The organism is Streptomyces sp. NPDC030991 (genome assembly GCF_055571235.1).
On record NZ_JBVIFR010000001.1, the window covers coordinates 279,183 to 302,613 of the forward strand.

Genomic DNA, 23,431 nt, shown 5'->3' on the forward strand with positions numbered 1-23,431 from the left:
CCGACGACGGAAGAGGTTTTCTGATGCAGCGTCAGATTCTTCACCGGGTGCGGACGGGCGCGGGGTGGTTGACACGAGGCAGCGCTGACATGAAAGTTTCACCCGTCCATCGAGATCCCGAAAGATAGTTTCAGGAGGCCTGTTCATGAGCTCTGGGGACCAGGACAGATCACGGGGCGGCCTCACCCGACGCCAACTGGGCGCCGCGGGCCTTGCCCTGGGCGGTGCCCTCACCCCCTTCCCCGCGGGCCCCGCCGCGGCCGCCGGGAAACAGAAAGAGCGACGCCCCACCCTGCGCCACGGCTCTCCCGAACGCGCGGGCCTGCTCGCCGGTCACTTGCGGCAACTGGTCGCGGACGCCGAGAAGTTCCTCGGCCCCTCGCCAGCCCACCCGTGGTACGCGGGGGCCGTCCTGCTCGCGGGCCGCGGCGCAACGGTGGCGCTGCACCAGCCCATCGGCAAGGCGGTGCGCTACTCGCACTACGACGAGAAGACCGACACCGGGGTCGAGTTCCCCGCGGACCAGCAGATCGACATGGCCGAGGACACCGTCTTCGACCTGGCCTCCGTGTCGAAGCTCTTCACGTCGATCCTCGCCGTCCAGGAGATCGAGCACGGCGCGCTGGAGCTGGAGGCGACCGTCGCCTCCTACCTCCCCGACTTCGCGGGCGCGGGCAAGCAGGACGTGACCATCCGGCAACTACTGACCCACACCTCGGGTTTCCGGTCCTGGATCCCGCTCTACAAGGAGACGACGCGCGAGGGGCAGATCCGGCTCATCTGGAACGAGGCACTCCTCAACCCGCCCGGCACCACCTACCTCTACTCGGACCTCAACCTCATCTCGCTCCAGCTGGTCCTGGAGCAACTCACCGGCAAGAGCCTCGACGTGCTGCTGCGCGAGCGGATCACGGGGCCGCTCGGCATGACGCGCACCCGCTACAACCCGCCGGTCGGCTGGAAGCCCCGGATCGCGGCGACGGAGGACGCCCGCGCGCCGTGGTCGGGGCTCGACCGCGGCCTCGTCTGGGGCGAGGTGCACGACGAGAACGCGTTCGGCCTCGGTGGCGTCGCCGGCCACGCCGGGGTCTTCTCCTGCGCCTGGGACCTGGCGGTCCTCGGCCGGACGCTGCTCAACGGCGGGGTGTACGGCGCCGCCCGCATCCTCTCCGAGAAGTCGGTGGAGCTGATGTTCACCGACTTCAACACGGCCTTCCCCGGCGACGAGCACGGCCTGGGCTTCGAGCTCTACCAGCACTGGTACATGGGCGCGATGGCGACACCGCGCACAGCGGGCCACACCGGATTCACCGGCACCTCGATCGTCCTCGACCCGACGACCGACTCCTTCCTCATCGTGCTCGGCAACTCCGTGCACCCGGTACGCAGTTGGCGATCCGGCTCCGCTCCCCGGGTCGCCGCGGGGAACAACATGGCGCGCGCCGTCGCGGTGCGCCCCGCGCACGGCCGCACCGCCTGGTTCTCCGGCACGACGAGCGCCGCCACGGCCACCCTGACCCTGCCGGACCTGCGTCTCGCCTCGCCCGGCGCCCGGCTGACGTGCGCCCTGTGGTGGGACACCGAACCCCACTCCGACCTCCTCTTCCTGGAGGTCTCGACGGACGGCGGTTCGACCTGGAAGGCGCTCCCCTTCACCACGGACCGGACCGAGGAGCACCCGACGGGCGCGGTGGACGGCTACGCCGGCCGCGTCTGGCACCGCCTCACCGCGGACCTCGGCGGCTTCGGGACGGCCCTCACCCGCGTACGTTGGCGGTACACGACGGACCAGTTGTACGTGGGCCGCGGGGTCTACGTGGACGGCGTACGGGTCACCGACGGCCACCGGGTCGTCTTCGACGAGGCCCGCCCGGCCGACTCGTCCCGCATCGAGGCGGTGGGCTGGACGGCGTCCCGGGACTGAGAGCCTGTCCCGTCCGGGGGCGGGGTCAGCGGCCGAGCACCGCCATCGCCGCGTTGTGCCCGGGGATGCCGCTGACCCCGCCGCCGCGCACCGCTCCGGCGCCGCAGAGCGACACGTTGGCGTGCGCGGTCTCCACGCCCCAGCGGCCGGCGCCGTCCTCGGCGTAGGGGAAGGCGAGGGGGCGGTGGAAGATGTTGCCGCCCGGCAGCCCCAGATCGCGCTCCAGGTCGAGCGGGGTCCTCGCCTCGACGCAGGGGCGGCCGTCGGCGTCCTCGGCGAGGCAGTCCGCGAGCGGCTCGGCGAGATGGGCGTCGAGTTGCGCCAGGGTGGCCGCCAGGAGGTCGGCGCGGGCGGTGTCGTTGTCCGCGGTGAACAGGCGCGCGGGTGTGTGCAGTCCGAAGAGGGTGAGGGTCTGGCAGCCGCGTGCCGCGAGGTCCGGGGCGAGGATCGTCGGGTCGGTCAGGGAGTGGCAGTAGAGCTCGGAGGGTGGCGCGCTCGGCAGGGAGCCGGCGGCGGCCTCGGCGTACGCGGCCGCCAACTGCCCGTACCCCTCGGCGACATGGAACGTCCCGGCGAACGCCTCGCGCGGATCGACGGACGTGTCCTTCAGCCGCGGCAACCGGTCGAGCAGCATGTTGACCTTGAACTGGGCGCCCTCGGCGGGAGCGGGCCCGGGCTCGCCGAGGAGCCGGGCGAGCTCCTGCGGGGAAGCGTTGACGAGGACGTTCCGGGCGGCGACGGTGCCGTCGCCGTCCTCGGTCCTGTACGTCACCTCCGCGCGCTCCCCGTCGGTCTCGATCCGGGTCGCCTCGTGCCCGGTGACGAGGTCGGCGCCGGCCGCGCGGGCCGCCGCCGCGAGGGCGTCGGTGAGCGCGCCCATGCCTCCGACGGGTACGTCCCAGTCGCCCGTGCCGTTGCCGATCACGTGGTAGAGGAAGCAGCGGTTCTGGGCGAGCGAGGGGTCGTGGGCGTCGGCGAACGTGCCGATCAGCGCGTCGGTGAGGACGACACCGCGCACCAGATCGTCCGCGAAGCACTCCTCGACGGCGACGCCGATGGGCTCCTCGAAGAGCAGCCGCCAGGCCGCGTCGTCCCCGACGCGCTCCCGCAGCGCGGCTCGGGTCGGCAGCGGTTCGGTGAGTGTGGGGAAGACGCGTTCGGCGGCGTGCCGCGTGGTCGCGTAGAACCGGCTCCACGCCTCGTACTCGCGCTCGCTCCCCGTCAGCCGGGCGAACGCCTCGCGGGTGCGGGCGGCCCCGCCGCCGACCAGCAGCCCCGTCGGGCGGCCGGCCCGGACGGTCGGCGTGTACGAGGACACGGTCCGCCGCCGCACGGTGAAGTCGAGCCCCAGCTCGGCCACGATCTTCCGGGGGAGGAGGCTGACCAGGTACGAGTACCGGGACAGGCGCGCGTCCACGCCGGGGAACGGCCGGCTGGAGACGGCGGCGCCGCCGGTCGTCCCGAGGCGTTCGAGCACGGCGACGGTGCGGCCGGCGCGGGCGAGGTAGGCGGCGGCGACGAGACCGTTGTGGCCACCGCCGACGATGACGACGTCGTACTGATCCTTCACGGGCATGCCCCTTCGTAGCACCTCCGGCACCTGGTGGCACCCCCCGCACCGGGATCCGGCCCGAGCGGGTCCGCCGCCTCAGCCCCGCCGCCGCACCGCGGCCACGTGCCGGTACAGCCGCACCGCCTCCGCCCCGCGCCCCAACTGCTCCAGGCAGTGCGCCTCGTCGTTGTGGCTGGCCAGTGTGGAGGGGTGGGTCTCGCCGAGCACGCGCTGCCGGGCGGCGGCCACCGCGCGGTACTCGCCCAGCGCGTCCTCCCATCGCCCCAGCCAGCCGAGGCCGACCGCGACCTCGCGGCGGCTGATGAGGGTGTCGAGGTGGTCGGCGCCCAGGACCCGCCCCCGGATCGCGCACACGTCGCGGGCCTCGGCGAGGGCCTCCTCCCAGCGGCCCATGCGGCCGAGGTTGACGCCGAGGCCGTGCCGGGCGCGGAGCGTCTCGGGGTCGGTGGGGCCGCTGACCCGGGCGCGGTCGTCGATCAGGTCGCGGTAGAGCGTGAGCGCTTCGGCGCTGCGGCCGAGCCGGCCCAGGCTGATGCCCACCTCGTAACGTGCGGCGAGGGTGTCCGGGTGGTCGGGCCCCAGCGCCTGTGTCCTCGCCCCGGCCACTTCACGGTAGGTGCGCAGCGCCTCGCTCCAGCGCCCCAACTGGCCCAGCGTGTAGCCGACTTCGCATTGGGTGACGAGCGTGTCGGGGTGGTCGGGGCCGAGGACGCGGGCACGCGCGTCGGCGACCTCGCTCGCCATGCGGTGGGAGTCCTCAAGGCGGCCGAGGCGGCTCAGGTTGAAGGCGAGGTTGTGGCGGCAGCGCAGGGTGTCGGGGTGCTCGGGTCCCATGGCGCGCTCACGGTCGGCGAGGACCGCGGTGTAGACCTGGTGCGCTTCGAGGTGACGGCCCAACTTGCCCAGGACGTACGCCACTTCCTGGCGCGCTCCGAGTGTTTCGGGGTGGTCGGCGCCGAGCGCGCGTGCACGCCCCTCGACGACACGCCGGTACTCTCGCAGCGCGTCGGCGGCGCGCCCGGTGCGGCTCAGCGATAACGCGACCTCGTAGCGGCTGGCCAGTGTGTCGGGGTGGTCGGGGCCGAGCGTGTGCTCCCGTTCGGCCACGACCGCGCGGTGCACCTCGCCCGCCTCGGCCCAGCGCCCCAGCCGGCCGAGGCTGAGGCCCGCCTCGTGCCGGGAGCCGAGCGTGGCCGGCAACTCCGGTGCGGGCCACGTCCGTTCGGTCCTCTCGGCTGGTGTCGGCCGCGCTTCGGTGGGCCGCGGGACCCACTCGCCGGACAGCCCGGCTCCGGCGGCGGGCGGGGTCAGGCGCAGCCCCGGCCCGCCGGCGGCCTTGTGCCCCGTGGTCATGCCGTGCGTCCAGGACGGCAGGCGCGGCTCGCGCGAGAGGGGCTGTTCGGCGACGACCTGGGTACCGGTGCGGGGCACGATCCGCTGGGCCCGCACCGTGGGTACGTACGCCCCGCGGGCGGAGCGTCCGGCGGCGATGCGGCGCCCCAGCTCGGCCGCGTCGCGCGGCCGCTGCTCCGGGTCCTTGGCGAGCAGGTCGAGGATGATCCGCTCGACGTACGCGGGCAGTTCGGGGCGGTGGCTGCGCGGCGGCTCGGGCAGGGTGTCCCGGTGTCCGACGAGCACGGCCCAGGCGTCGTCGAGGTCGAAGGGCGGTGCGCCCGTGGCGATCTCGTACAGCACGCAGCCGAGCGAGTAGAGGTCGCTGCGCTGGTCGACGTCGGTGCCGCCGATCTGCTCGGGCGACATGTAGTGCGGGGTGCCCATGGCGATGCCGGTGCCGGTGAGCCGGGCGGTGAAACCGATGTCGTGGCCGAGCCGGGCGATGCCGAAGTCGCAGATCTTCGCCGTGCCGTCGGCCAGCCGCACGATGTTGGCGGGCTTCAGATCGCGGTGCACGATGCCCTGTTCGTGGGTGTAAGCGAGGGCGGCGGCGATCTGCTCGGCCATGTCGATGATGTCGTCCACGGGCAGCGGATGGCGCCGGTTGTCCTCCAGGAGCTCGCTGAGGTTCCTGCCCTCCAGGAGCTCCATCACCAGGTAGAGGACGCCTTCGTGCTCGCCGAAGTCGTGCACGACGGTGATGCCGCGGTGCTGGAGCGCCGCCGCGACCCGCGCCTCCCGGCGGAAGCGCTCGCGCAGCACCCGGGTGAACGACTGGTCGCGCTGCGGTCCGAGCGGCTTGAGGCACTTCACGGCGACGTGCCGCCCGAGCGATTCGTCGCGGGCGCGCCACACCTCGCCCATGCCTCCGCGGCCGATCTGTTCGAGCAGTCGGTACCGGCCGTGGATCAGTCCGTTGTTCCGGGTCTCCCCCGACTCCGACATGTTCCCCCGTCGCCCCCGTCGCCTCGCCGCGCCCTCCCCTGGCCCAGTATGGCTACCCGGCTGCCGAGTTTGTACGGTGCGGGGCGGGCGTCGGGACCGAGTCGTGCCATGGCGCGCAGGACGTGTTTCGGGGGCAGTTGCCAGCGCACACGGGCGGGGACGCAGCGCAGCGCGGTGCCCGTGACCCGCAGGCGGCGGGTGACGACGGCCGGGGCCGGAGCGCTCCGGCCGTACAGGTCGCGGGCGTACGGCGGCAGCGAGGCGTACGCCAGATCGGCCACGCGCCGCCACAGTGCCGCGCGCGCCGGGACCAACAGGGGATGGGTGGGCGGCCGTTGGAGGAAGTCGTCGACGAGTCGGGCTTCGGCTCCCGCGGCCAGCTCGGGCCGCACCGACTCGAAGTACCCCGCCAACTCGGCCTGACTGCCCGGGACTTCGGCCGGGTCGAGTCCGACGAGGCGGGCGCTGGTGCGGTGCTCGGCGATGTACCGGTCGGCCAGCGCGTCGGTGAGGCGGAAGCCCGACCGGCGCGCGACGTGCAGGTAGGAGCCGATCTCGGCGCAGTGCACCCACAGCAACAGGCCGGGCTCGTCGACTCCGTACCGCTCGCCCGTGTCCGGGTCGGTGGCCGTCAGACGGCGGTGGATCCCGCGGACCCGGGCGCCCGCCTTCTCGGCCGCCTCCACGGTGCCGTACGTCGTCGTCCCGACGAAGCTCGCGGTGCGCATCAGCCGGCCCCACGCGTCGCGCCGGAAGTCGGAGTTCTGCATGACGCCGCGGACCGCGCGCGGGTGGAGCGCCTGGAGGTACAGGGCTCGTATGCCGGCCACCCACATCATGGGATCGGCGTGCATCTGCCAGGTCACCGAGTCGGGCCCGAAGAGCCCCGGGTCCGCGACATCCTCCCGCGCCATGTGCGCCTCCCGCCCTCGCTCCGGCCGACCTCACCAGCTTACGCAGCCGTCAGGGAGCTGCTAACGGCGTACCCGCGGCATCCCGAGCCCGATCCAGGAGATGATCTCGCGCTGGATCTCGTTGTTGCCGCCGCCGAAGGTGAAGATGACGGCGGAGCGGTAGCCGCGCTCCAGTTCGCCGTGGAGCACGGCCCCGGCGCTGCCCTCCTTCAACGCGCCCGCCGCGGCGACGATCTCCATCAGCCACGCGTACGCGTCGCGGCGGGCCTCGGAGCCGTAGACCTTCACGGCGGAGGCGTCCTGCGGCAGCAGCGTGCCTTCCTGGACGGCGTCGATCATCTGCCAGTTGAGGAGCTTCATCGCGTCGAGCCTGGTGTGGGTGCGGGCGAGCCGCTTCCTGACCCAGTCGAGGTCGATGACGCGGCGGCCGTCGGTGAGCTTGGTCTCCATGGCCCAGCGCTGCACGTCGTGCAGGGCGCGGATCGCCATGGTGCCGTGCGCGGCGAGAGTGACGCGTTCATGGTTGAGCTGGTTGGTGATCAGGCGCCACCCCTTGTTCTCCTCGCCGACGCGGCGCGAGACGGGGACGCGGATGTTCTCGTAGTAGCTCGCCGTGGTGTCGTGCGAGGCGAGGGTGTTGATGACGGTGCAGGAGTAGCCGGGGTCCGTGGTCGGCACGAGCAGCATCGTGATGCCCTTGTGGGGCGGGGCGTCCGGGTCGGTGCGGACGGCGAGCCAGACCCAGTCGGCGGTGTCGCCGTTGGTCGTCCAGATCTTCTGCCCGTTCACGACGTAGTCGTCGCCGTCCCGGACGGCGCGGGTCTTCAGGGCCGCGAGGTCGGTGCCCGCGTCGGGTTCGCTGTAGCCGATCGCGAAGTCGAGCTCGCCGGAGAGGATCTTCGGCAGGAAGAACTCCTTCTGTTCGTCCGTGCCGAACCGCATGATCGTGGGGCCGACCGTGTTGAGCGCCATCAGCGGTAGGGGGACGCCCGCCTGGGCGGCCTCGTCGAAGAAGATGAACTGTTCCATCGGGGTCAGGCCGCGGCCGCCGTACTCCTTCGGCCAGCCGACGCCGAGCCAGCCGTCGGTGCCCAGGCGGCGGACGGTCTCGCGGTAGAAGCGCTTCTGTGCGGCCGGTTCCTCGTAGCGGGCGTACGCGTGGTCGGGCACGAGCTCGGCGAAGTAGGCGCGCAGCTCGGTGCGCAACTGCTGGTGCTCAGGTGTGTATGCGAGGTGCACGGCCCCTCCTGGCGGTCAACTGGGCGGCGTCGGCGCGGGCTTGACGGCGCACACAGTAGAACTCGTTCCAGAAATAGGGAATGCCCAGGAGGTGATGGCGACGGTGACGGCTCGGCCGTACCGGCGTGGGCCACCGGACCTGGACCACCGGCCGTGACGCGGGCGTCAGTCGAGGATCGCGAGGAAATCCGTACAGGCCCGTGCGCAGGCGCGGCACTGCTCGGCGCAGTCCGCGGCCTCCGGAACACCGTCACAGGCGCGCGCGCACTCCAGGGCGACGGCGCGGCACCACTCGACCTGGAGCCGCAGCCCGTACTCGTCCTGGAGGCCGTCCTCCGACAGCAGTCGGCAGGTCGCGTCGCAGACCTCCACGCAGAGCAGCAGCGAGCGCCGCAGGCCGTGCCGCATACCGTCCCGCTCGGCGTCGACGGCCGGTGTGCGGCGCACGGGGCCGTGCAGCGGCGGGGCGGCGGGGCCGGGCTCCAGGGCGCTGACGCGCACGGCACCGGCGCGGGCGCACTCGGTGCAGGCCTGGGCGCAGGCGAAGCGTGCCTCGAGGAAACGGACGAGAGCATCCTTCGGCGGCTCGGTCATCAGGGCGGGCGCGGCGGCCTCGGTGGTCTCGGCGCGGAGATGAGGGTGCTTCGCCAGGGGGGTCACCGGCCCGGCTCCTTTCCACGGAACGGTCTGCTTGCGGCTCGGGTAGCCGCATCGCCGACGGCCAAACCGGCGCGACAGCGCGAGGCCGCTCGATTCCGCGCCGGCAGGCGGCGCACGGGTTCACTTCCGGCGCATCCGGCGCATGCGCGCGCCCCCGGGCCCCGGTCCGGCTCCGTGCCGGGCGCCCGGCCGCGGGGTTTACGGCGCCGCCGGGCCGGTTACTCAGAATCCTTGGTCAGCGCGCGCCCGCGACCGCCTTCCAGCGGCTTCGGCGTCGTCGCGCGTCCTTCTCATCCTTTCCGTGATTGCCCTTCACACATTGCGAGTTGCTACGTGGCCAAACCCGAGAAGTCCGGTACGCGAGAGGACCGCAAGACCCGTCTGACGGTCTTGGTGGCCCTTTCCGCGAATCTGCTCATCGCCGTGGCGAAGGCGATCGGCGGCCTCATCGCCGGATCACCCGCGCTGCTGTCGGAGGCGGCACACTCGGTGGCCGACAGCCTCAACGAGGTGTTCCTCCTCGCGGCGCTGCACCGCAGCCGCCGCCCCGCGGACCGGCAGCACCCCTTCGGATACGGCAAGGAACGGTTCTTCTGGTCGCTGCTCGCCGCGGTCGGCATCTTCGTGATGGGCGGCTGCTTCTCGTTCTTCCAGGGCTTCGAGGCGCTGACGGGCCCCGCCACCAAGGAGACGCAGACGGGATACGTCGTCGGCCTGGTGGTCCTCGGGGTCGCGCTGCTGGCGGAGGGCGCCTCCCTGGTCCGCGCCGTCCTCCAGGTCCGCGCCCAGCCCGGCAAGGGCATCGGCTCCGATCCGGCGCTGCGCACGGTCCTCGCCGAGGACAGCACGGCGGTGCTCGGTGTGCTGCTCGCAGCGGGCGGCATGGTGCTGCACATGGTGACCGGCGACATAGTGTGGGAGGCCTCGGCCTCCCTGGCGATCGGCGCGCTCCTCGTCTTCGTCGCGTACCGCCTCGGCAAGGCCGCCCGCGAACAGCTGATCGGCGAGGCCGTCGATCCGGAGCTGCGCGACGAGATCCTCGAACTCCTGGACTCCCAGACGGAGATCGACTACGTGGCGGCGCTGTACACCATGCGTCTCGGCATGGACTCGACGCTCGTCGCGGCCCGCGTCGACCTCACCCCCGGCATCGACAGCGAGGCCCTGGAGCTGGTCAGCGAGCGCATCAAGAAGGCCATCCAGAAAGCCTGGCCCGAGGCCGACCAGATCTTCCTGGACGTGGTGGAGGTGCCGGTCCGCGTGCGCGAGTGACGGGTCCGGCCGGGTGGTTCGCGGGTGCGGACCCGGGTACTCGCGGACCCAGGTGATCCGGCCACCGGGGCCGGCGAGGGAGGTCCGATGAGCCACGTGAACGCGGCGGTGCTGGTTCTCGACTGTGCGGAACCGGAGGAGCTCTGCGAGTTCTACCGGGTACTCCTCGACGGGGAGGTTCAGCCGCCGGACGGTGGCGGCCTGATCGAGCTCGTCGGGGCCGGCGGCACCCGGCTGGCGTTCCGCCGTGATCTCAACGCGGTGCCCGCGAGCTGGCCCCGTCCCGACGACTCCCAGCAGGCGCATCTGGACCTGCTGGTGGCGGCGGACCACCTGGACGAGGTGGAGCGGCAGATCGTCGGCCTCGGCGCCAGGCCGCTGGAGACGCGCGGCAAAGGCCGTACCGAGTCCCGGCTGTACGCCGATCCGGCCGGACATCCGTTCTCGCTGCGCAGCACGGAGGAGTTCGTGAAGCCGAAGGCGAGCTGACCGGGGCGCGTCACGAGGACTCACGAGGACCGTGCGGGGTACTCGACGTCGTACGGCCGGCGGCCCGGTGCCGGGGAGGCAGTGGCTCCAACCTGGCGGCGACAGCCGCCACTTGGTGTTTTCTGCGCATCCGCGACCGCTCGTGGAACCCGCGGGCCGACCGGATGGCTGTCCACGAGCCGCATCAGCCCGCATCTGTCCGAAAAGAGGTCCGATCATGAACGCCAGTCTGCGTGCCCCGCACCCCGCGGAGACCAAGCACGAGGTCAGAGGCCGTGTCCGCACCTGCCGCCCGGCTCGCCCCGACGGACGCGAGCTCGGCGAGCCCGACGCCGAGCGGGATCCTGACTGGAATCTGGTGCGCGGGGAGGATTAGAGCCTCGTCCGCCACCGACGTCCGGGCATATGCTGTGGTGCCGACGAGGGGAGGCACACGGCGATGCCCACCGCTGCACGGCCCAGGATCCTGGTCGTCGACGACCGCGAGGACACCCTCTTCGCGATGGAGAGCGCCCTCGCCCCGCTCGGCTACCCGGTGGACCGGGCGAGCACCGGGGACGACGCCCTCAAGGCGGTGCTGCGCGGCGGCATAGCGGTGGTCCTCCTCGATGTGCTGATGCCCGACGTCAGCGGCTTCGAAGTGGCCCACTACATGGCGCGCCTGGAGCAGACCCAGGACATACCGATCATGATGATCACCGGCGCGGGGCAGGACCCCGCGCTCGCCGTCCGGGCCTTCGAACTCGGCGTCGCGGACTATGTCGTCAAGCCCGTCGAACCATGGGTGATGCGGACGAAGGTCCGCTTTCTGTACGAGACGAGCATGCGCATGCGTGCACTGCGCGAGCGCCTGCGAACGTACGAGAGCGACGACGCGGACCCTACCCTCCCCGCGCCGTCCGCCTTCGAGGACCACTCACTGCCGCGTCCGGCCTGACGCTCCCCCTCCCCCGTGTCCGGGCTCACACCCGCTCGGCGCCGCACCCCGCCCATGTGGTTGTACAGTACAACTTGGTTAAGAGTTGTATAAGCCAACCCATGGAGGTCCTGCCCATGCCCGCCGACCACAGAGCCCACCGCTCCGAAGGGGCCGGTGCCGTACGCGGCGTGGTACGCGGTGCGGCGAACGGCGCGCACAATCCGGCGCTGCGCCACGTCCTGACCCATCTGCTCACCCCGCTGCTGATGTGCGTGGGCATGGGCCTCGCCTACCTCGGGGCCTTCGCCGCGCCCGAGCCGCACCATCTGCCGGTGGCGGTCGTCGGGTCGGGCGCCGAGGCGAAGGTCTTCGCCCAGACCGTGAAGGACAAGGCGGGCGACGCCCTGGACGTGCGGACGCTCGACACCCGCGGCACGGCGATCCACCAGCTGAAGACGCGGGACATCGACGGCGCGTACGTGCTCGACGGCAAGGCGCCCGAGCTGATCGTGGCCTCGGCGGGCTCCGACACCACGGTCTCCGTCGTGCAGAAGATCTTCACACCGGTCGCCGCGCAGCAGGGGGAACCGCTCAAGGTGACGGATGTGGCGCCGCCGGTGTCCGACGACCCCACGGGCCAGGGCCTGTTCTTCCTGCTCGTCGCGTTGAGCATCGGCTCGTACGCCTCGGTGGCCGTCCTCGGCGGCGCGGGCGGCGCGCTGCGGATGCGGACGCGGGCGCTGCTCGTGGCCGGCGTCTCCGGCGTGGTCAGTCTGATCGGCGCGGCGTTCGCGGGCCCGGTCTTCCACCTCGCGCACGCCGGCCTGTGGGGTCTGTGGGGCATGGCGTGGGTGTACTCCGCGGGGATCCTGCTGATCGGCGTCGGTCTGCACACGTTCCTGAAGCGGTGGACGACGCTCGCCGTGATGGTGCTCTTCGTAATGCTCAACTTCACAAGCTCGGGCGGTATCTTCCGCCCCGAGCTGCAGAACGGGTTCTTCGGCAGCCTGCACGCCTTCTGGAACGGCGCCGGTTTCGTCGAGGGAGCCCGCAGCCTCCTCTACTTCGACCACTACGACCTGGGCCGTTACGTGTGGACGCTGGTGGCGTGGCTCGCGGTGGGCGCGGTCGTCCTCGCGGTCGCGGCGACGGCCGAACGCCGGCAGCGGCGGGCCCTCGCGACCGGCGCGGGCCCGGCCGAGGACGACGGTCCGGCCAGGGACACGGCCCCGGTCCCGTCCTCGGCCGAGCACGACGAGGACGTGGAGGAGGAGCTGGAGGAGACGGTCGGCGTCTGACCCGCCGCTCCCCCGTGACGCGACCGGCCCCGCACTGGCGAGACAGTGCGGGGCCGATCGCGTTGCGGCTGCGAGGACAGTTCTCAGACGCCGTGCGGCAGTCTCCTGGCCCGGCCGCGCAGCATGAACGCCTCGACGATCTCCACGACGCCCATCGCCACCAGCCAGCAGCCGCCGACCAGGGTGAGGACGGCGACCGACCTGAACGGGGAGACGATGAGCACGATGCCGGCCAGGGCGCTGACGATCCCGAGGAAGATCTGCCAACCGCGCGCGGGCATCGCGGCGTCGGACGCGGCCGCGGCGGTCTGGGTGATGCCGCGGAACAGCCAGCCGATCCCGATCCACAGGCCGAGCAGCAGGATCGACTGCATCGAGCCGCGGAAACAGAACAGGCCGAGCAGGATCGAGACGGTGCCGCTGATGAACGCCATCACGCGCAGCCCCGCCGTCACATGGGTACCGAACGCCGTGACCAGCTGGAAGACGCCGCTGACCACGAGGTAGACGCCGAACAGGACGCCGGCGGCCCACAGGGAGGCGCCGGGCCACACGAGAACGAGCACCCCGAGGATCAGCGCGGCGACACCCGCGAGCAGGACCGCCTGCCACGCGACATCGGCGAGTCTGCCGAGCGGGCCCTGTGGATCGCGCGGCGGCGCGTCCCGTTCGGTGCTCCGGTGCGGACTCTGCGGTTCGTGCGGTGCTTGGGTCATGTCCGACTGTTCGCACCGGCGCCCGCCGCACGCCAGCGGGGTTGGGCCGAACGGGTGACCTCCGCGACGGCCGCCGCGCTCCGTGCGAGCCCCGCCCGCGGCGCCGGCACCGAAGCGGCGCCTCACCCCGTACACAAAGCGGCGGAAAGCAGCACAATGAAGCCATGACCGCCAATGCAGCGCCCGGCCCCTTCCCGGTCCGCCGCGTCTACGATCCGGCCGCTCCGTCCGACGGCACCCGTCTGCTGGTCGACCGCCTGTGGCCGCGCGGCATCTCCAAGGAGCGGGCGGCGGTCGACGCCTGGCCGAAGGAGATCGCGCCGTCCAGGGAGTTGCGCGCCTGGTACCACGAGGACCGCGACGGGCGGTACGAGGCGTTCGCCGAGCGCTACGGCGCGGAGCTGGCCGAGCCGGTCCGCGCCGCCCTCGTCGAGCATGTACGCGCCCTGGCCCGGCAGGGCCCCGTCACCCTGGTGACCTCGGTGAAGGACATCGAGCACAGCCACGTACCCGTGCTCGTACGCCACCTCGCCCGCCCCGGTGACCATCCCGCCGCGGGGCCCGCCGGGCCGTCCTGAGCCGGGTCAGGCGGCCAGGCACATCGTGCCGCGCCCGCGCGAGCCGCCCGCGCTCCCGCCGAGCGTCGTGACGGCGGCGACGGAGACCGGCCTCGGGAGCTGGGCGGCCCGCGCCAACTCGCCCTGCGCGAGAGCCAGTACGTCGACGAGTCCGAGACCGAGCGCGCCCGCCGCGGCGGCGAGCATCTCGGACGACGCCTCCTTGCGGCCGCGCTCCACCTCGGAGAGGTAGGGCATGGAGATCCCCGCCACGTCGGCGACATCCTGCAAGGTCCGCCCCTGCGCCCGGCGGCGGCGGCGCAGCACGTCTCCGACGACATGGCGCCACAGCGGCTCCTGAGCGGGGGCGGAACGGGGCCTGCGGGTCTCGTGGTTGCTCATCGGGCCAGGTTACGGCGGGGAGCCGGTGCGGTGGCCGGGCTTCGCCCAGGGCGATACCGGTCAGGATGCGCCCGGGCGCTCCTCGTGGCAACCGAGCACCGGGGCGGGCCACTTACCGGGTTCGGCCATGTCCCGGGTTCGGTCATGGCGCGCCGGGCCGCGGTCACGTCTCCGTCCTCGCGCACGCTTCACCCTCGGGGCCACCCCCGGAAACCCCCGCGTCGGCCGGCTTCAGGTCACCGTGTCCGGGGCCCGGTCCGCCGTGCGCGAGGCCCGGCGCTCCAGGACGTCGAGGACGCGCCGCCCCCAGCGCAGGTACTCCTCCTCCAGCGCGATGCCGCCCATCAGCGTGAGATAGGGGCCGACACGCTCCCCGTCGGCGAGGAACTCCTCCTCGCCGAGGCCGCCGAGCAGATGCCCGCGCACTCGCTCGTAGCGGGCGAGTTTGCCGTGTGCCCAGGCCATTCGCTCCTCGACGTGCTCACGTACCGCGTCGAGGTCGCCGACGTCGACGGCCTGCACCTTCACCATCAGTTCGTCGCGCATCGCCATCGGCTTCGGCTGCTTCGCCGTGAACGCGGCGAGGTCGGCGCGGCCGGCTTCGGACAGCGTGAACATCCGCTTGTTCGGCCTGCGCTCCTGCGGCACGACCCGCGCGTCGATCAGCCCCTCACCGGCCAGCCGGTCCAGCTCGCGGTAGAGCTGCTGCGGTGTCGCGGCCCAGAAGTTCGACACCGAGACGTCGAAGATCTTCGCCAGGTCGTATCCGGACGCCTCACCCTCCAACAGCGCGGCCAGGACGGCGTACTTGAGAGACATATGGACACCATACAGCGAGACGATTATTCTCTCCCGCACCTATTCAAATAATTGCCTATCAGGCTGAGAGAGATGAGGTGGCGCTCGTGCATCCCTTCCGCGCGGCGGTGGAGAAGGGCGACCTGGCGGCCGTCGAGGCCATGCTGGCCGAGAACGTGCTCTTCACCAGCCCGGTCGTGTTCAAGCCGTACCCGGGCAAGAAGATCACCGCGGCGATCCTGCGCGGCGTCACCCGGGTCTTCGAGGACCTGCGCTACGTACGGGAGATCGGCAGCGCCGACGGACGTGATCACGCGCTGGTCTTCGAGGCGCGGGTCGGCGACCGGCAGATCACCGGCTGCGACTTCCTGCACTTCGACGAGGACGGTCTGATCGACGACTTCATGGTGATGGTCCGCCCCCTGTCGGCGGCGCAGGCGCTGGCCGAGGCGATGGGCGCGCAGTTCGACCGGATCAACCAGGAGGCGGCCGACGCGTGAGGCACACGGAGACGCGGGGAGGCCGGGCCCCGGCCGGCCACTGCGCCTCCGTGCAGGACGGCGTCCCCGGGCCCGCCGCGCCGCCTGCCGTCCTGGGCTTCGCGTACCGGCCCGGCGGGCAGCGGCAGCCTCAGCGCCGGACGCCGCCCGCGGCCGCGTCGACGAGCTCGAAGACGACCTCCCCGCAGTCGGGGTCGGCGTGGGCACCTCGCGCGGCGCGCACCGTGGCCCCCACCCACACCATGTGCGGGGCCGTGCCCACGATCCGGCAGGGCACCACGAAATCCTCGGGGAAACGGACGAGCGCCTCGTTGCGCGCCACCCCCGTGCCGCGGTGGACGACCCGGCTCTGCACCACGATGCCGGGCCCCGCGCTGTACTCCGTCTCCAGCTCGCTCGACGCGCAGACCGGACACAACAATCGCCGGAACGACGCGGTGCCGCACCACCGGCACCGCTGATGGGCGAAGCCCGTTCCGCCCTCCGTGGCCGGCGTCATGACGCCGATACCGCCCCTGAACGTCCCGGTTGTCGCTGACATCACTCGGTCTCCCCGCGCTCGTCCGCCGCGCGCCGGGCTGCGGCCGCGGCACGTCGGCAGCGTATGACACTCAGTGCCGCTCGGTAAAGATACCGAGTACCCCTCAAGTACGGCTCAGTCGTTCCTCAGCGCCGATTCCACCTGCTGGATGACGCGCCACATGGGGGCGCCCTTGGCGGCGACCATGACGACGACCTCCTCGTCGGCGGCCGTCGGCGCCGGGGTCGCGGCGGCCGTACCCCACACCTGCCGGACGAGGTCGAGGGCCCGGTCCACGGACCGGTCGGCGTCGCCCTCGCCACCCGAACGCAGCCAGGTGCGCAGCGCGTTGTTGTGCGCGGCGACGACGGAGGCCGCCACGACCTCGGCCCGCAGCGCGCCGTCCGGGACGCCCTCCCAGCGTCGGCGCAGATACCCGGCGAGCGTGCGCTCATAGCGCCGCACCACGGAGAGTTCGTAGGTCCGAAGGCCCGGCACCTCGCGGGTCAGCCGGTAGCGCTGGACGGAGAATTCGGGGTTGGCGGCGTACATCCGCAGGACGAGCCGCGCGCCGCCGCACACCACGTCGACGGCGTCCCGGTCGCCCCCTGCGGCGTCGAGGAAGGCGGTCATGTCGGCCAGGCAGCTCTCGTGGTCGGGGAAGACCGCGTCCTCCTTGGACGGGAAGTACCGGAAGAACGAACGCCGCCCGACGCCGGCCCGCGCCACGATGTCGTCCACGGTCGTCCGTTCGAAGCCGCGCTCCAGGAACAGCTGGAACGCCGCCTCGGCCAGCACCTCCCGCATGGGTGCCTTCTTCTGTGCCCCGCCTGCCTCGCGCGCCTCGCTCATGCCGGGAACGTAACACTGCGCGGACCGCTTTGGCACTACGTACCTTCACCCAGGGAACTGAGTGCCATACGTCGGTGACAGGAACGCTCCGGGGACGCTCCAAACGCGACGGTCAGAGATGCCCGTGCATCCGATGGGCCTCGACCAGCTGCATACGAGCCGACTCCAGCCGGTGCGCCATCACCTCGGCCACCCCGTGCAGCAGGGTCATGCCGAGGGCCGGCTCCAGATCGCAGAGGCCGCGCACCGCGCCGGCGTCGAACTCGTAGGCGCGTACCGGGCTGAACGCCTCGGCGCCGAAGTCCCATTCGTAGGGCGCGAACAGCCACGACCAGCCGAGCAGGTCGCCCGGTTCGAGCGGGTCGATGGGGAGCGTGGTGCGATCGGAGATCCGCGCGTCGAGCGTGACCATGCCGGTCCTGATGATCCAGAACCGGTCGGCCCGGTCCCCTTCCTCGAAGATCCGGGTGTCCTGGGCGAAGGAGACCTCCTCGGCCAGGGCCATCAGCCGGTCGCGGTAGGCGCGTGGAAGCCGGTTCAGCAGTCGTGTCCGAGCCGTCATGGCGCAGCACCTCCACCGTCGTGTCGTTCCCGCGTACGTACGCCGCGACCAGGGCCTGGACGGCGAACCGTCGCCCGAAAAGAGTAGTTCCTTCCCCCTGTCCCGCGCACCTGGACCACATGGCGTAAGCGGAGCGCGAGCCGACGATCACGCCCCTACGTTTCCGGCATGGCGAAAATCTTCCGCTTTTCCCCTGCCGCCACCAAGGCGTGCGTGGTGTCAGGGTGGTGCGCGGCGGTCACCGTCGGCGCCTTCGCCGGTCCCGCCGGGGCCGCCGCCCCCGCCCCGGCCCCGCCCGCCGCGCCCGCCGTGTCGGCGCTGTCCTGGGAGGTCATGGACGCGCGCTCCGGGCAGGTACTGGCGGCGAAGGCGCCCCACCGCCGGCTGCCCCCGGCGAGCACGCTGAAGACCTTGTTCGCGGTGGCGCTGCTGCCGAAGCTGCGACAGGAGACCGTCCACCAGGCCACCCACGCCGATCTGGCCGAGGTCGCCGAGGGCAGCAGCCTGGTCGGCGTCGACGAGGGAAGCCGGTACACGGTCGGCGACCTGTGGCGCGGAGTCTTCCTGAGTTCGGGCAACGACGCGGTGCACACCCTCGCGCGGATGAACGGCGGTCTGCCGCGCACCCTCGCCCAGATGCAGGCCACGGCCCGCCGCATCGGCGCCGACGACACGCAGGTACGTTCACCGGACGGCTTCGACACCCCCGGCCAGCACTCCTGCGCGCACGACCTGGCGCTCATCGCCAGGGAAGGGTTCAAGAACCCCGACTTCCGGCGCTACATGGGCACCAAGTGGGCCCGCTTCCCGGCCTCCGGCGGCCCGAAGGCGTTCGGGATCCAGAACACCAACCGGCTGCTGGTGGGATCGCACGGGGTGCAGCCCTACCCGGGGCTGATCGGCGTCAAGAACGGTTACACGTCGCAGGCCGGCAGCACCCTCGTCACCGCCGCCACCCGCGCGGACCGCACGATCCTGGTCACCGTGATGAACCCCCAGCAGGGGTCGTTCAACGCGGTCTACGAGGAGGCGCGGGCGCTGCTCGACTGGGGCTTCGTCGCGGCACCGGCACACCCGGCGCACAACGCGGGCCCGCAACACGCCCCCGCAGCACACAAGTCGGCGTCCGTGGCCGCAGCGCCGGCCGCACCGGCGCAGCCCTCGGACTCCGGGCCGGGACTCGTCCGGCACCTCGGCGCCGCGTCCGCGCTCCTCGTCCTGACCTGTGCTCCCCTGCTCGTCCACCGGCGGCTGCGGAAACGGCGCGTGCTGCACTGATGCGTTGCTCCATCGATGTGCTGTTCCGCTGTTCCATCGACCGGCGCGGCCGTCCTGTGCCGACGACCGCGCACTCCCCGGTCCCGAGCGGGATCGGTCAGCGATGCACGTTGACGTAGACGACCGGCGAGACGGCTCCGCCGCCGACGATGCGCAGCGAGTTGCGCCCGATCAGGCCGAGCTTGACGCGCAGGTTGTAGTTGCCGGTGCGGTTGGTCGTCATGGTGACGGGCAGCGACACCCACTTCTTGTTCTTGCCCTGCATCTGCTGGAGCGTCACGCGGGTGCCCGCCCGCAGGTGCTCGGTCTTCCCGTAGATCCGGAACTCCTGCCACGCCCGTACGCTGCCAACGGTCGCCTTCGCGCTGACCGACGGGCGCGGGGCCCGGACGGCCGCGGTGTGCGGAGCCGAGGTCGCTTCGGCCACGGGCCCGGCCAGCACCGCCAGCGCCGAGAGGGCGGCGGCTGACGCGTACTTCATGCGGTTCATATTCAACTCGCTCTTCTTTTGCGGGAGTTGCGTGCGCTGGATGATGCGCACCCACGATATGCAAATCGGCAAGTCGGACCGGGCGGCAACACGCGCCCCCTGGAAACGCATTTTCCTTTTCTTCCCAACATCGCCCGTTCGGCCCAACAAAATGGTCGGTCCGGGCGCGCCCTCATAACGTCGGACGGGTCACCTATTCTCCGGAGGGCTCGTATGCGTTCCCTATCCGTGGTCTCGGCCGCGCTCGTCTCTCTCGCCACGGTCGGCCTGGTCACCCCGGTCGCCGGGGCGGACAACGAGGGCACGGAGTCCGACGTCACGTCCTTCGGATTCACCGTCTCGCCGACCACGGTCGCGGCCGGTGGCACAGTCACCCTCAAAACCACGGAATGCGAAGTCCCCACCGTGCGCGTGACGGCGCTGGTCTTCGACGATGTCGAACTCAATGAGGGGGATTCCGGAACCGCACGGATCTATCCGGACGCCAAACCGGGCGCCGAGTACGAGGTCACTTTCGACTGCGACGGCGAAAAGGGCACGGCGCGCCTCACCATCGCGACGGACAGCACGCATTCCGGTTCCAATGTCCATCACGGTGTGAAGGCCGGGGTCGGCGGCGGCTCGGGCGGCACCGACCCCGTGCTGGTGGCCGGGGGCGGCCTGCTGATCGCGGGCGCGCTCGGCGCGGGATATCTGCGGCTGCGCAAGCGCCGCACCGACGGCTGACGGCCGGGCCGTCGCCCATGCCCCCGGCCTCCGCATCGGGGACCCGCCGCCCGCCCTGGGCGCTGCTGGCCGTGATCCTGCTGGCCGGCGTGGTGCTCGTGCACCACGGCGCGTCCAGCGCCGACGGTCCGCCGCAGCCCGACCCGGGCGCCGCGAAGCTCGGCACCACGACGCCGCCCGCCGATCCGCTCCCCGCCGCCGTGCCCGTACGGGTCCGTATCCCGCAGATCGGGGTGGACGCACCGCTGACCCGCGTCGGTCGTGACGCACGGGGCTGGCTGGAGGCACCGCCGCCCGGGAACGCCAACGTGGCGGGCTGGTTCACCGGCGCGGTCAGCCCCGGCGAGCTCGGCACCTCCGTCATCGACGGCCATGTCGACAACGCGGACGGCCCCGCCGTCTTCTACGGTCTCGGCTCCCTGAAGAAGGGTCAGCACATCGAGGTCGACCGGGCCGACGGCAGAACGGCCGTCTTCGAGATCCACGGCATCGACGTCGTCGACAAGACCCGCTTCCCCGAGCGCCGCGTCTACGGCGGCACGGGGCTGCCCGAGCTACGCGTCATCACCTGCGGCGGCACGTACAGCGAACGCACCGGCTACACGGGCAACGTCGTCCTGTACGGGTTGCTCACCGGGGTCCACCAGCGGCCCTGAGTCCGGGCGGGCCGTATCCGGCGCACTCGTGAGACGCCGTGTCCTGCTGCTCTGCCGTTCTGTCTGGTGTCCTGCTGTTCTGCTGCCCTGCTGTTCTGCTGCCCTGTCCGTTCATCCCCGTCGCCGGAGCGGACCGTGGCGCTGCCGTACACCCGCCGGTTCCTGACGGGGTGTCACGGCAGCGCCGTCGGGTCAGACACGGCCCCCGGTCAGCCGGGTCAGCGGCCCCTGGCTGCCGCGTTCCGCGCGGCGTCCGGCCGCGAAGGAGGCCGCGGTCAGGGCGGTCGCGCCGACGGTGGCGCCCGCCGCGATCAGCTTGCGGTTCTTCAGGACGGTCCAGGCGGTCGTGGCCGCGGAGGCCACCTGACCTGCCGCCGCCGTCACACCCTCACGGGCGGTGTTCAGGGCGGCGCCGGTGGTCTGCGCGGCGCGGCCCGCGGCCTCGCCCGCGCCGGCCGCGGCACGCGCGGCGCCGGAACCGGCCGACTCCGCGACCTTCCCGGCCGCGTCCCCGGCGTCCTTCGCCTTCGCGGCCGTGCCGGCCGCCGCTCCGGTCACCGTCTTCTGTGTGGTCTTCGTCCTGTTCTCGTTGTCTCGTTGAGTTGCCATGGTCTGCGATTAGCCGTATTCGGCGCGCACAAACAGGCGAACTCTCAACGGCCGGCGAGCAGTTCCAGCGTGTCGATGACCCGGTTGGAGAAACCCCATTCGTTGTCGTACCAGGCGACCACCTTGATGTGCCGGCCATCGACCCGGGTGAGCTCCGAGTCGAAGATCGCCGACGCCGGGTTGCCCGTGATGTCGGAGGAGACGAGCGCGTCCTCGGAGTACTCGAGGATGCCGGCCATCGGGCCCTGAGCCGCGGCGCGGTAGGCCGCCAGTACGTCGTCACGCGTCACATCGCGCGCGACGGTCGTGTTGAGTTCGACGATCGAGCCGACTGGTACCGGCACCCGGATCGAGTCGCCCGACAGCTTCCCGTCGAGGTTCGGCAGGACGTGGCCGATCGCCTTGGCGGCGCCCGTGGTGGTCGGCGCGATGTTGACGGCGGCGGCGCGGGCCCGGCGGGCGTCGCGGTGCGGGCCGTCCTGGAGGTTCTGCTCCTGCGTGTAGGCGTGCACCGTCGTCATGAACCCGTGCTCGATCCCGGCGAGTTCGTCCAGGACGGCGGCGAGCGGGGCGAGCGCGTTGGTCGTGCAGGAGGCGTTGGAGACGATCGTGTGCAGGGCCGGGTCGTACGCGTCGGTGTTGACGCCGTAGGCCAGCGTGACGTCGGCGCCGTCCGACGGCGCGGAGACCAGCACCTTCCGCGCACCCGCGTCGAGGTGGGCGCGGGCGGCCTTGGCGGAGGTGAAGCGGCCCGTCGACTCAAGGACGAGGTCAACACCCAGGTCCGCCCAGGGCAGTTGGGCCGGTTCCCGCTCGGCGAGCACGGTGATGCGGTGGCCGTCGACCACGAGGGCGTCCCCGTCGGCGCTCACCGGGCGGCCGAGCCGTCCGGCCGTCGAGTCGAAGGCGAGCAGCCGCGCGAGAGCGGCGGGCTCGGTGAGGTCGTTGACGGCGACGATTTCCAGCGCGGTGTCGCGTTCGAGCAGGGCGCGCAGCACGTTGCGTCCGATGCGGCCGAAACCGTTGATGGCGATGCGAGTCATGAGTGAGGTCCCTTCTCTCTTCGCCCCCAGACTCGCGCGCGGCGACCACCGGCGACAGCGGCATGATCGCCATGGTCCGCAAGGATCCCGCCATGGCGACAACTGCCTAGTCGCGCCGGGCGAACGTGCGCCGGTACTCGCTCGGTGTGGTGCCGAGGATGCGCTGGAAGTGCAGGCGCAGATTGGCGCCGGTGCCGAGGCCGACGTCCGCGGCGATCTGCTCGACGGCGAGCTGGGAACGTTCGAGGAGTTCGCGGGCCACGTCGATCCGGGCCCGCATCACCCACTGCATCGGCGTGTAGCCGGTGTCGTCGACGAAGCGCCGCGAGAAGGTGCGCGGTGACACCGCCGCGTGCTCGGCGAGCACTTCCAGGGTGAGCGGTTCGCCGAGCCGGCGCAGCGCCCACTCGCGGGTGGCCGCGAACCGTTCGCCGAGCGGTTCGGGCACGCTGCGCGGCACGTACTGCGCCTGGCCGCCGCTGCGGTACGGGGCCGCGACCAGCCGTCGGGCCGCGTGGTTCGCCGCGGCCACGCCCAGGTCGCCGCGCAGGATGTGCAGGCACAGGTCGATGCCGGAGGCGGCGCCGGCCGAGGTCAGCACGGAGCCCTCGTCGACGAAGAGGACGTTCTCGTCGAGGCGTACCCGCGGATGTCTGGCGGCGAGCGCCTTCGTGTAGTGCCAGTGCGTGGTGGCCCGCTTCCCGTCGAGCAGGCCGGTGGCGGCGAGCGCGAAGGCCCCCGTCGAGATGGCGGCGAGCCGCGCGCCCCGCTCGTGGGCCGCGGACAGCGCGTCGATGACGGCGGGCGGTGGATCGTCGCGGTCCGGGAACCGGTAGCCGGGGACGAAGACGATGTCGGCCCACGCGAGCGCCTCCAGGCCGTGGGCGACGACGTACGACAGTCCGTCGCCGCCGGTCACCGGGCCGGGCGCCGCACCGCACACCCGTACCTCGTACGGCATGCTCGCGCGGGTCGTGAAGACCTGGGCAGGGATGCCGACGTCGAGCGGCTTGGCACCCTCGCTGACAAGGACGGCGACGCGATGCAGGCGGGAGGGGGCGGGCACGGGCACGAGCGTACGCGGAGCCGGCGGC

The 23,431-nt window shown here is 72.1% G+C and carries 26 protein-coding genes; 11 read left to right on the forward strand and 15 right to left on the reverse strand.

All coding sequences use genetic code 11. The features are described 5' to 3' along the window. The first annotated feature begins 145 nt into the window (after positions 1-145). The gene (locus tag ACZ45E_RS01280) at positions 146-1,924 is read left to right on the forward strand and encodes a serine hydrolase domain-containing protein (protein ID WP_468215029.1); all 1,779 of its coding nucleotides are present in this window, start codon (positions 146-148) and stop codon (positions 1,922-1,924) included. 25 nt (positions 1,925-1,949) lie between these two features. Here ACZ45E_RS01280 and ACZ45E_RS01285 read toward each other — a convergent pair whose 3' ends face one another. The 5 genes from ACZ45E_RS01285 to ACZ45E_RS01305 form a co-directional block, all read right to left on the reverse strand. Then, positions 1,950-3,500, reverse strand: a complete 1,551-nt coding sequence (locus ACZ45E_RS01285; RefSeq protein ID WP_468215031.1) for a phytoene desaturase family protein — start codon at positions 3,498-3,500, stop codon at positions 1,950-1,952. 72 nt (positions 3,501-3,572) lie between these two features. Beyond that, entirely contained in the window at positions 3,573-5,837 is a 2,265-nt protein-coding gene (locus ACZ45E_RS01290) for a serine/threonine-protein kinase (protein ID WP_468215033.1), read from the reverse strand. Then, entirely contained in the window at positions 5,801-6,751 is a 951-nt protein-coding gene (locus ACZ45E_RS01295; protein WP_468215035.1) for an oxygenase MpaB family protein, read from the reverse strand. Before ACZ45E_RS01295 ends, ACZ45E_RS01290 begins: the two co-directional genes overlap by 37 nt. Before the next feature lie 60 nt (positions 6,752-6,811). Then, complete coding sequence (locus ACZ45E_RS01300; RefSeq protein WP_468215037.1) at positions 6,812-7,990, reverse strand: acyl-CoA dehydrogenase family protein; 1,179 nt, start codon at positions 7,988-7,990, stop codon at positions 6,812-6,814. Between the two features lie 165 nt (positions 7,991-8,155). Then, entirely contained in the window at positions 8,156-8,584 is a 429-nt protein-coding gene (locus ACZ45E_RS01305) for a four-helix bundle copper-binding protein (RefSeq protein WP_468215986.1), read from the reverse strand. Between the two features lie 399 nt (positions 8,585-8,983). Between ACZ45E_RS01305 and ACZ45E_RS01310 the strand changes: the two genes are divergently transcribed. The 5 genes from ACZ45E_RS01310 to ACZ45E_RS01330 all read left to right on the forward strand — a co-directional run bounded on the left by ACZ45E_RS01310 (position 8,984) and on the right by ACZ45E_RS01330 (position 12,628). Further along, on the forward strand, positions 8,984-9,922 hold the full coding sequence (locus tag ACZ45E_RS01310) for a cation diffusion facilitator family transporter (protein ID WP_468215038.1): 939 nt from the start codon (positions 8,984-8,986) through the stop codon (positions 9,920-9,922). A gap of 87 nt (positions 9,923-10,009) precedes the next feature. Further along, on the forward strand, positions 10,010-10,411 hold the full coding sequence (locus ACZ45E_RS01315) for a VOC family protein (protein WP_468215040.1): 402 nt from the start codon (positions 10,010-10,012) through the stop codon (positions 10,409-10,411). A gap of 217 nt (positions 10,412-10,628) precedes the next feature. After that, positions 10,629-10,787: a hypothetical protein gene (locus ACZ45E_RS01320; protein WP_468215043.1), complete on the forward strand. Its 159-nt coding sequence runs from the start codon at positions 10,629-10,631 to the stop codon at positions 10,785-10,787. 63 nt (positions 10,788-10,850) lie between these two features. Beyond that, positions 10,851-11,348, forward strand: coding sequence for a response regulator (locus tag ACZ45E_RS01325; protein WP_468215045.1), 498 nt, complete (start codon positions 10,851-10,853; stop codon positions 11,346-11,348). A gap of 248 nt (positions 11,349-11,596) precedes the next feature. Beyond that, on the forward strand, positions 11,597-12,628 hold the full coding sequence (locus ACZ45E_RS01330; protein WP_468215989.1) for a hypothetical protein: 1,032 nt from the start codon (positions 11,597-11,599) through the stop codon (positions 12,626-12,628). 83 nt (positions 12,629-12,711) lie between these two features. On the opposite strand, the gene ACZ45E_RS01335 is transcribed toward ACZ45E_RS01330, so the two are convergent. Next, on the reverse strand, positions 12,712-13,344 hold the full coding sequence (locus tag ACZ45E_RS01335) for an HdeD family acid-resistance protein (protein WP_468215048.1): 633 nt from the start codon (positions 13,342-13,344) through the stop codon (positions 12,712-12,714). 164 nt (positions 13,345-13,508) lie between these two features. Here ACZ45E_RS01335 and ACZ45E_RS01340 point away from each other — a divergent pair, with 164 nt between their 5' ends. Then, on the forward strand, positions 13,509-13,922 hold the full coding sequence (locus tag ACZ45E_RS01340) for a DUF488 domain-containing protein (RefSeq protein WP_468215050.1): 414 nt from the start codon (positions 13,509-13,511) through the stop codon (positions 13,920-13,922). Between the two features lie 6 nt (positions 13,923-13,928). On the opposite strand, the gene ACZ45E_RS01345 is transcribed toward ACZ45E_RS01340, so the two are convergent. After that, a complete protein-coding gene (locus tag ACZ45E_RS01345; RefSeq protein ID WP_468215053.1) occupies positions 13,929-14,303 on the reverse strand; it encodes a helix-turn-helix domain-containing protein in 375 nt (124 codons plus the stop codon). A gap of 231 nt (positions 14,304-14,534) precedes the next feature. Continuing rightward, on the reverse strand, positions 14,535-15,122 hold the full coding sequence (locus tag ACZ45E_RS01350) for a PadR family transcriptional regulator (protein WP_468215055.1): 588 nt from the start codon (positions 15,120-15,122) through the stop codon (positions 14,535-14,537). An 86-nt stretch (positions 15,123-15,208) separates the two neighbouring features. Here ACZ45E_RS01350 and ACZ45E_RS01355 point away from each other — a divergent pair, with 86 nt between their 5' ends. Further along, a complete protein-coding gene (locus ACZ45E_RS01355; RefSeq protein ID WP_468215058.1) occupies positions 15,209-15,601 on the forward strand; it encodes a nuclear transport factor 2 family protein in 393 nt (130 codons plus the stop codon). 130 nt (positions 15,602-15,731) lie between these two features. Here ACZ45E_RS01355 and ACZ45E_RS01360 read toward each other — a convergent pair whose 3' ends face one another. From ACZ45E_RS01360 to ACZ45E_RS01370, 3 genes are all read right to left on the reverse strand, one after another. After that, positions 15,732-16,142 (reverse strand): Zn-ribbon domain-containing OB-fold protein, encoded by a 411-nt coding sequence (locus ACZ45E_RS01360; RefSeq protein ID WP_468215060.1) that lies wholly within the window; start codon positions 16,140-16,142, stop codon positions 15,732-15,734. Positions 16,143-16,256: 114 nt separating this feature from the next. Further along, complete coding sequence (locus ACZ45E_RS01365) at positions 16,257-16,928, reverse strand: TetR family transcriptional regulator (RefSeq protein ID WP_468215991.1); 672 nt, start codon at positions 16,926-16,928, stop codon at positions 16,257-16,259. A gap of 157 nt (positions 16,929-17,085) precedes the next feature. Next, the gene (locus ACZ45E_RS01370; RefSeq protein WP_468215063.1) at positions 17,086-17,535 is read right to left on the reverse strand and encodes a cyclic nucleotide-binding domain-containing protein; all 450 of its coding nucleotides are present in this window, start codon (positions 17,533-17,535) and stop codon (positions 17,086-17,088) included. Positions 17,536-17,703: 168 nt separating this feature from the next. Between ACZ45E_RS01370 and ACZ45E_RS01375 the strand changes: the two genes are divergently transcribed. Beyond that, positions 17,704-18,813: a D-alanyl-D-alanine carboxypeptidase family protein gene (locus ACZ45E_RS01375; RefSeq protein WP_468215065.1), complete on the forward strand. Its 1,110-nt coding sequence runs from the start codon at positions 17,704-17,706 to the stop codon at positions 18,811-18,813. A 97-nt stretch (positions 18,814-18,910) separates the two neighbouring features. Here the strand turns inward: ACZ45E_RS01375 and ACZ45E_RS01380 are convergent, their stop codons facing one another. Continuing rightward, positions 18,911-19,294 (reverse strand): hypothetical protein, encoded by a 384-nt coding sequence (locus tag ACZ45E_RS01380; RefSeq protein ID WP_468215067.1) that lies wholly within the window; start codon positions 19,292-19,294, stop codon positions 18,911-18,913. A 222-nt stretch (positions 19,295-19,516) separates the two neighbouring features. On the opposite strand from ACZ45E_RS01380, the gene ACZ45E_RS01385 reads away from it, so the two are divergent. Both ACZ45E_RS01385 and ACZ45E_RS01390 read left to right on the forward strand, forming a co-directional pair. Further along, positions 19,517-20,029 carry a hypothetical protein gene (locus ACZ45E_RS01385; protein ID WP_468215070.1) on the forward strand — a complete coding sequence of 171 codons (513 nt, stop codon included), beginning with the start codon at positions 19,517-19,519 and terminating at the stop codon, positions 20,027-20,029. A gap of 17 nt (positions 20,030-20,046) precedes the next feature. Continuing rightward, positions 20,047-20,685, forward strand: coding sequence for a class F sortase (locus ACZ45E_RS01390; protein WP_468215071.1), 639 nt, complete (start codon positions 20,047-20,049; stop codon positions 20,683-20,685). A 192-nt stretch (positions 20,686-20,877) separates the two neighbouring features. Here ACZ45E_RS01390 and ACZ45E_RS01395 read toward each other — a convergent pair whose 3' ends face one another. The 3 genes from ACZ45E_RS01395 to ACZ45E_RS01405 form a co-directional block, all read right to left on the reverse strand. Further along, positions 20,878-21,294, reverse strand: a complete 417-nt coding sequence (locus ACZ45E_RS01395; RefSeq protein ID WP_468215074.1) for a hypothetical protein — start codon at positions 21,292-21,294, stop codon at positions 20,878-20,880. A 44-nt stretch (positions 21,295-21,338) separates the two neighbouring features. Continuing rightward, positions 21,339-22,337 carry a type I glyceraldehyde-3-phosphate dehydrogenase gene (gap, locus tag ACZ45E_RS01400; protein WP_468215076.1) on the reverse strand — a complete coding sequence of 333 codons (999 nt, stop codon included), beginning with the start codon at positions 22,335-22,337 and terminating at the stop codon, positions 21,339-21,341. 106 nt (positions 22,338-22,443) lie between these two features. After that, complete coding sequence (locus ACZ45E_RS01405; protein WP_468215079.1) at positions 22,444-23,403, reverse strand: GlxA family transcriptional regulator; 960 nt, start codon at positions 23,401-23,403, stop codon at positions 22,444-22,446. Positions 23,404-23,431: the final 28 nt, after the last annotated feature.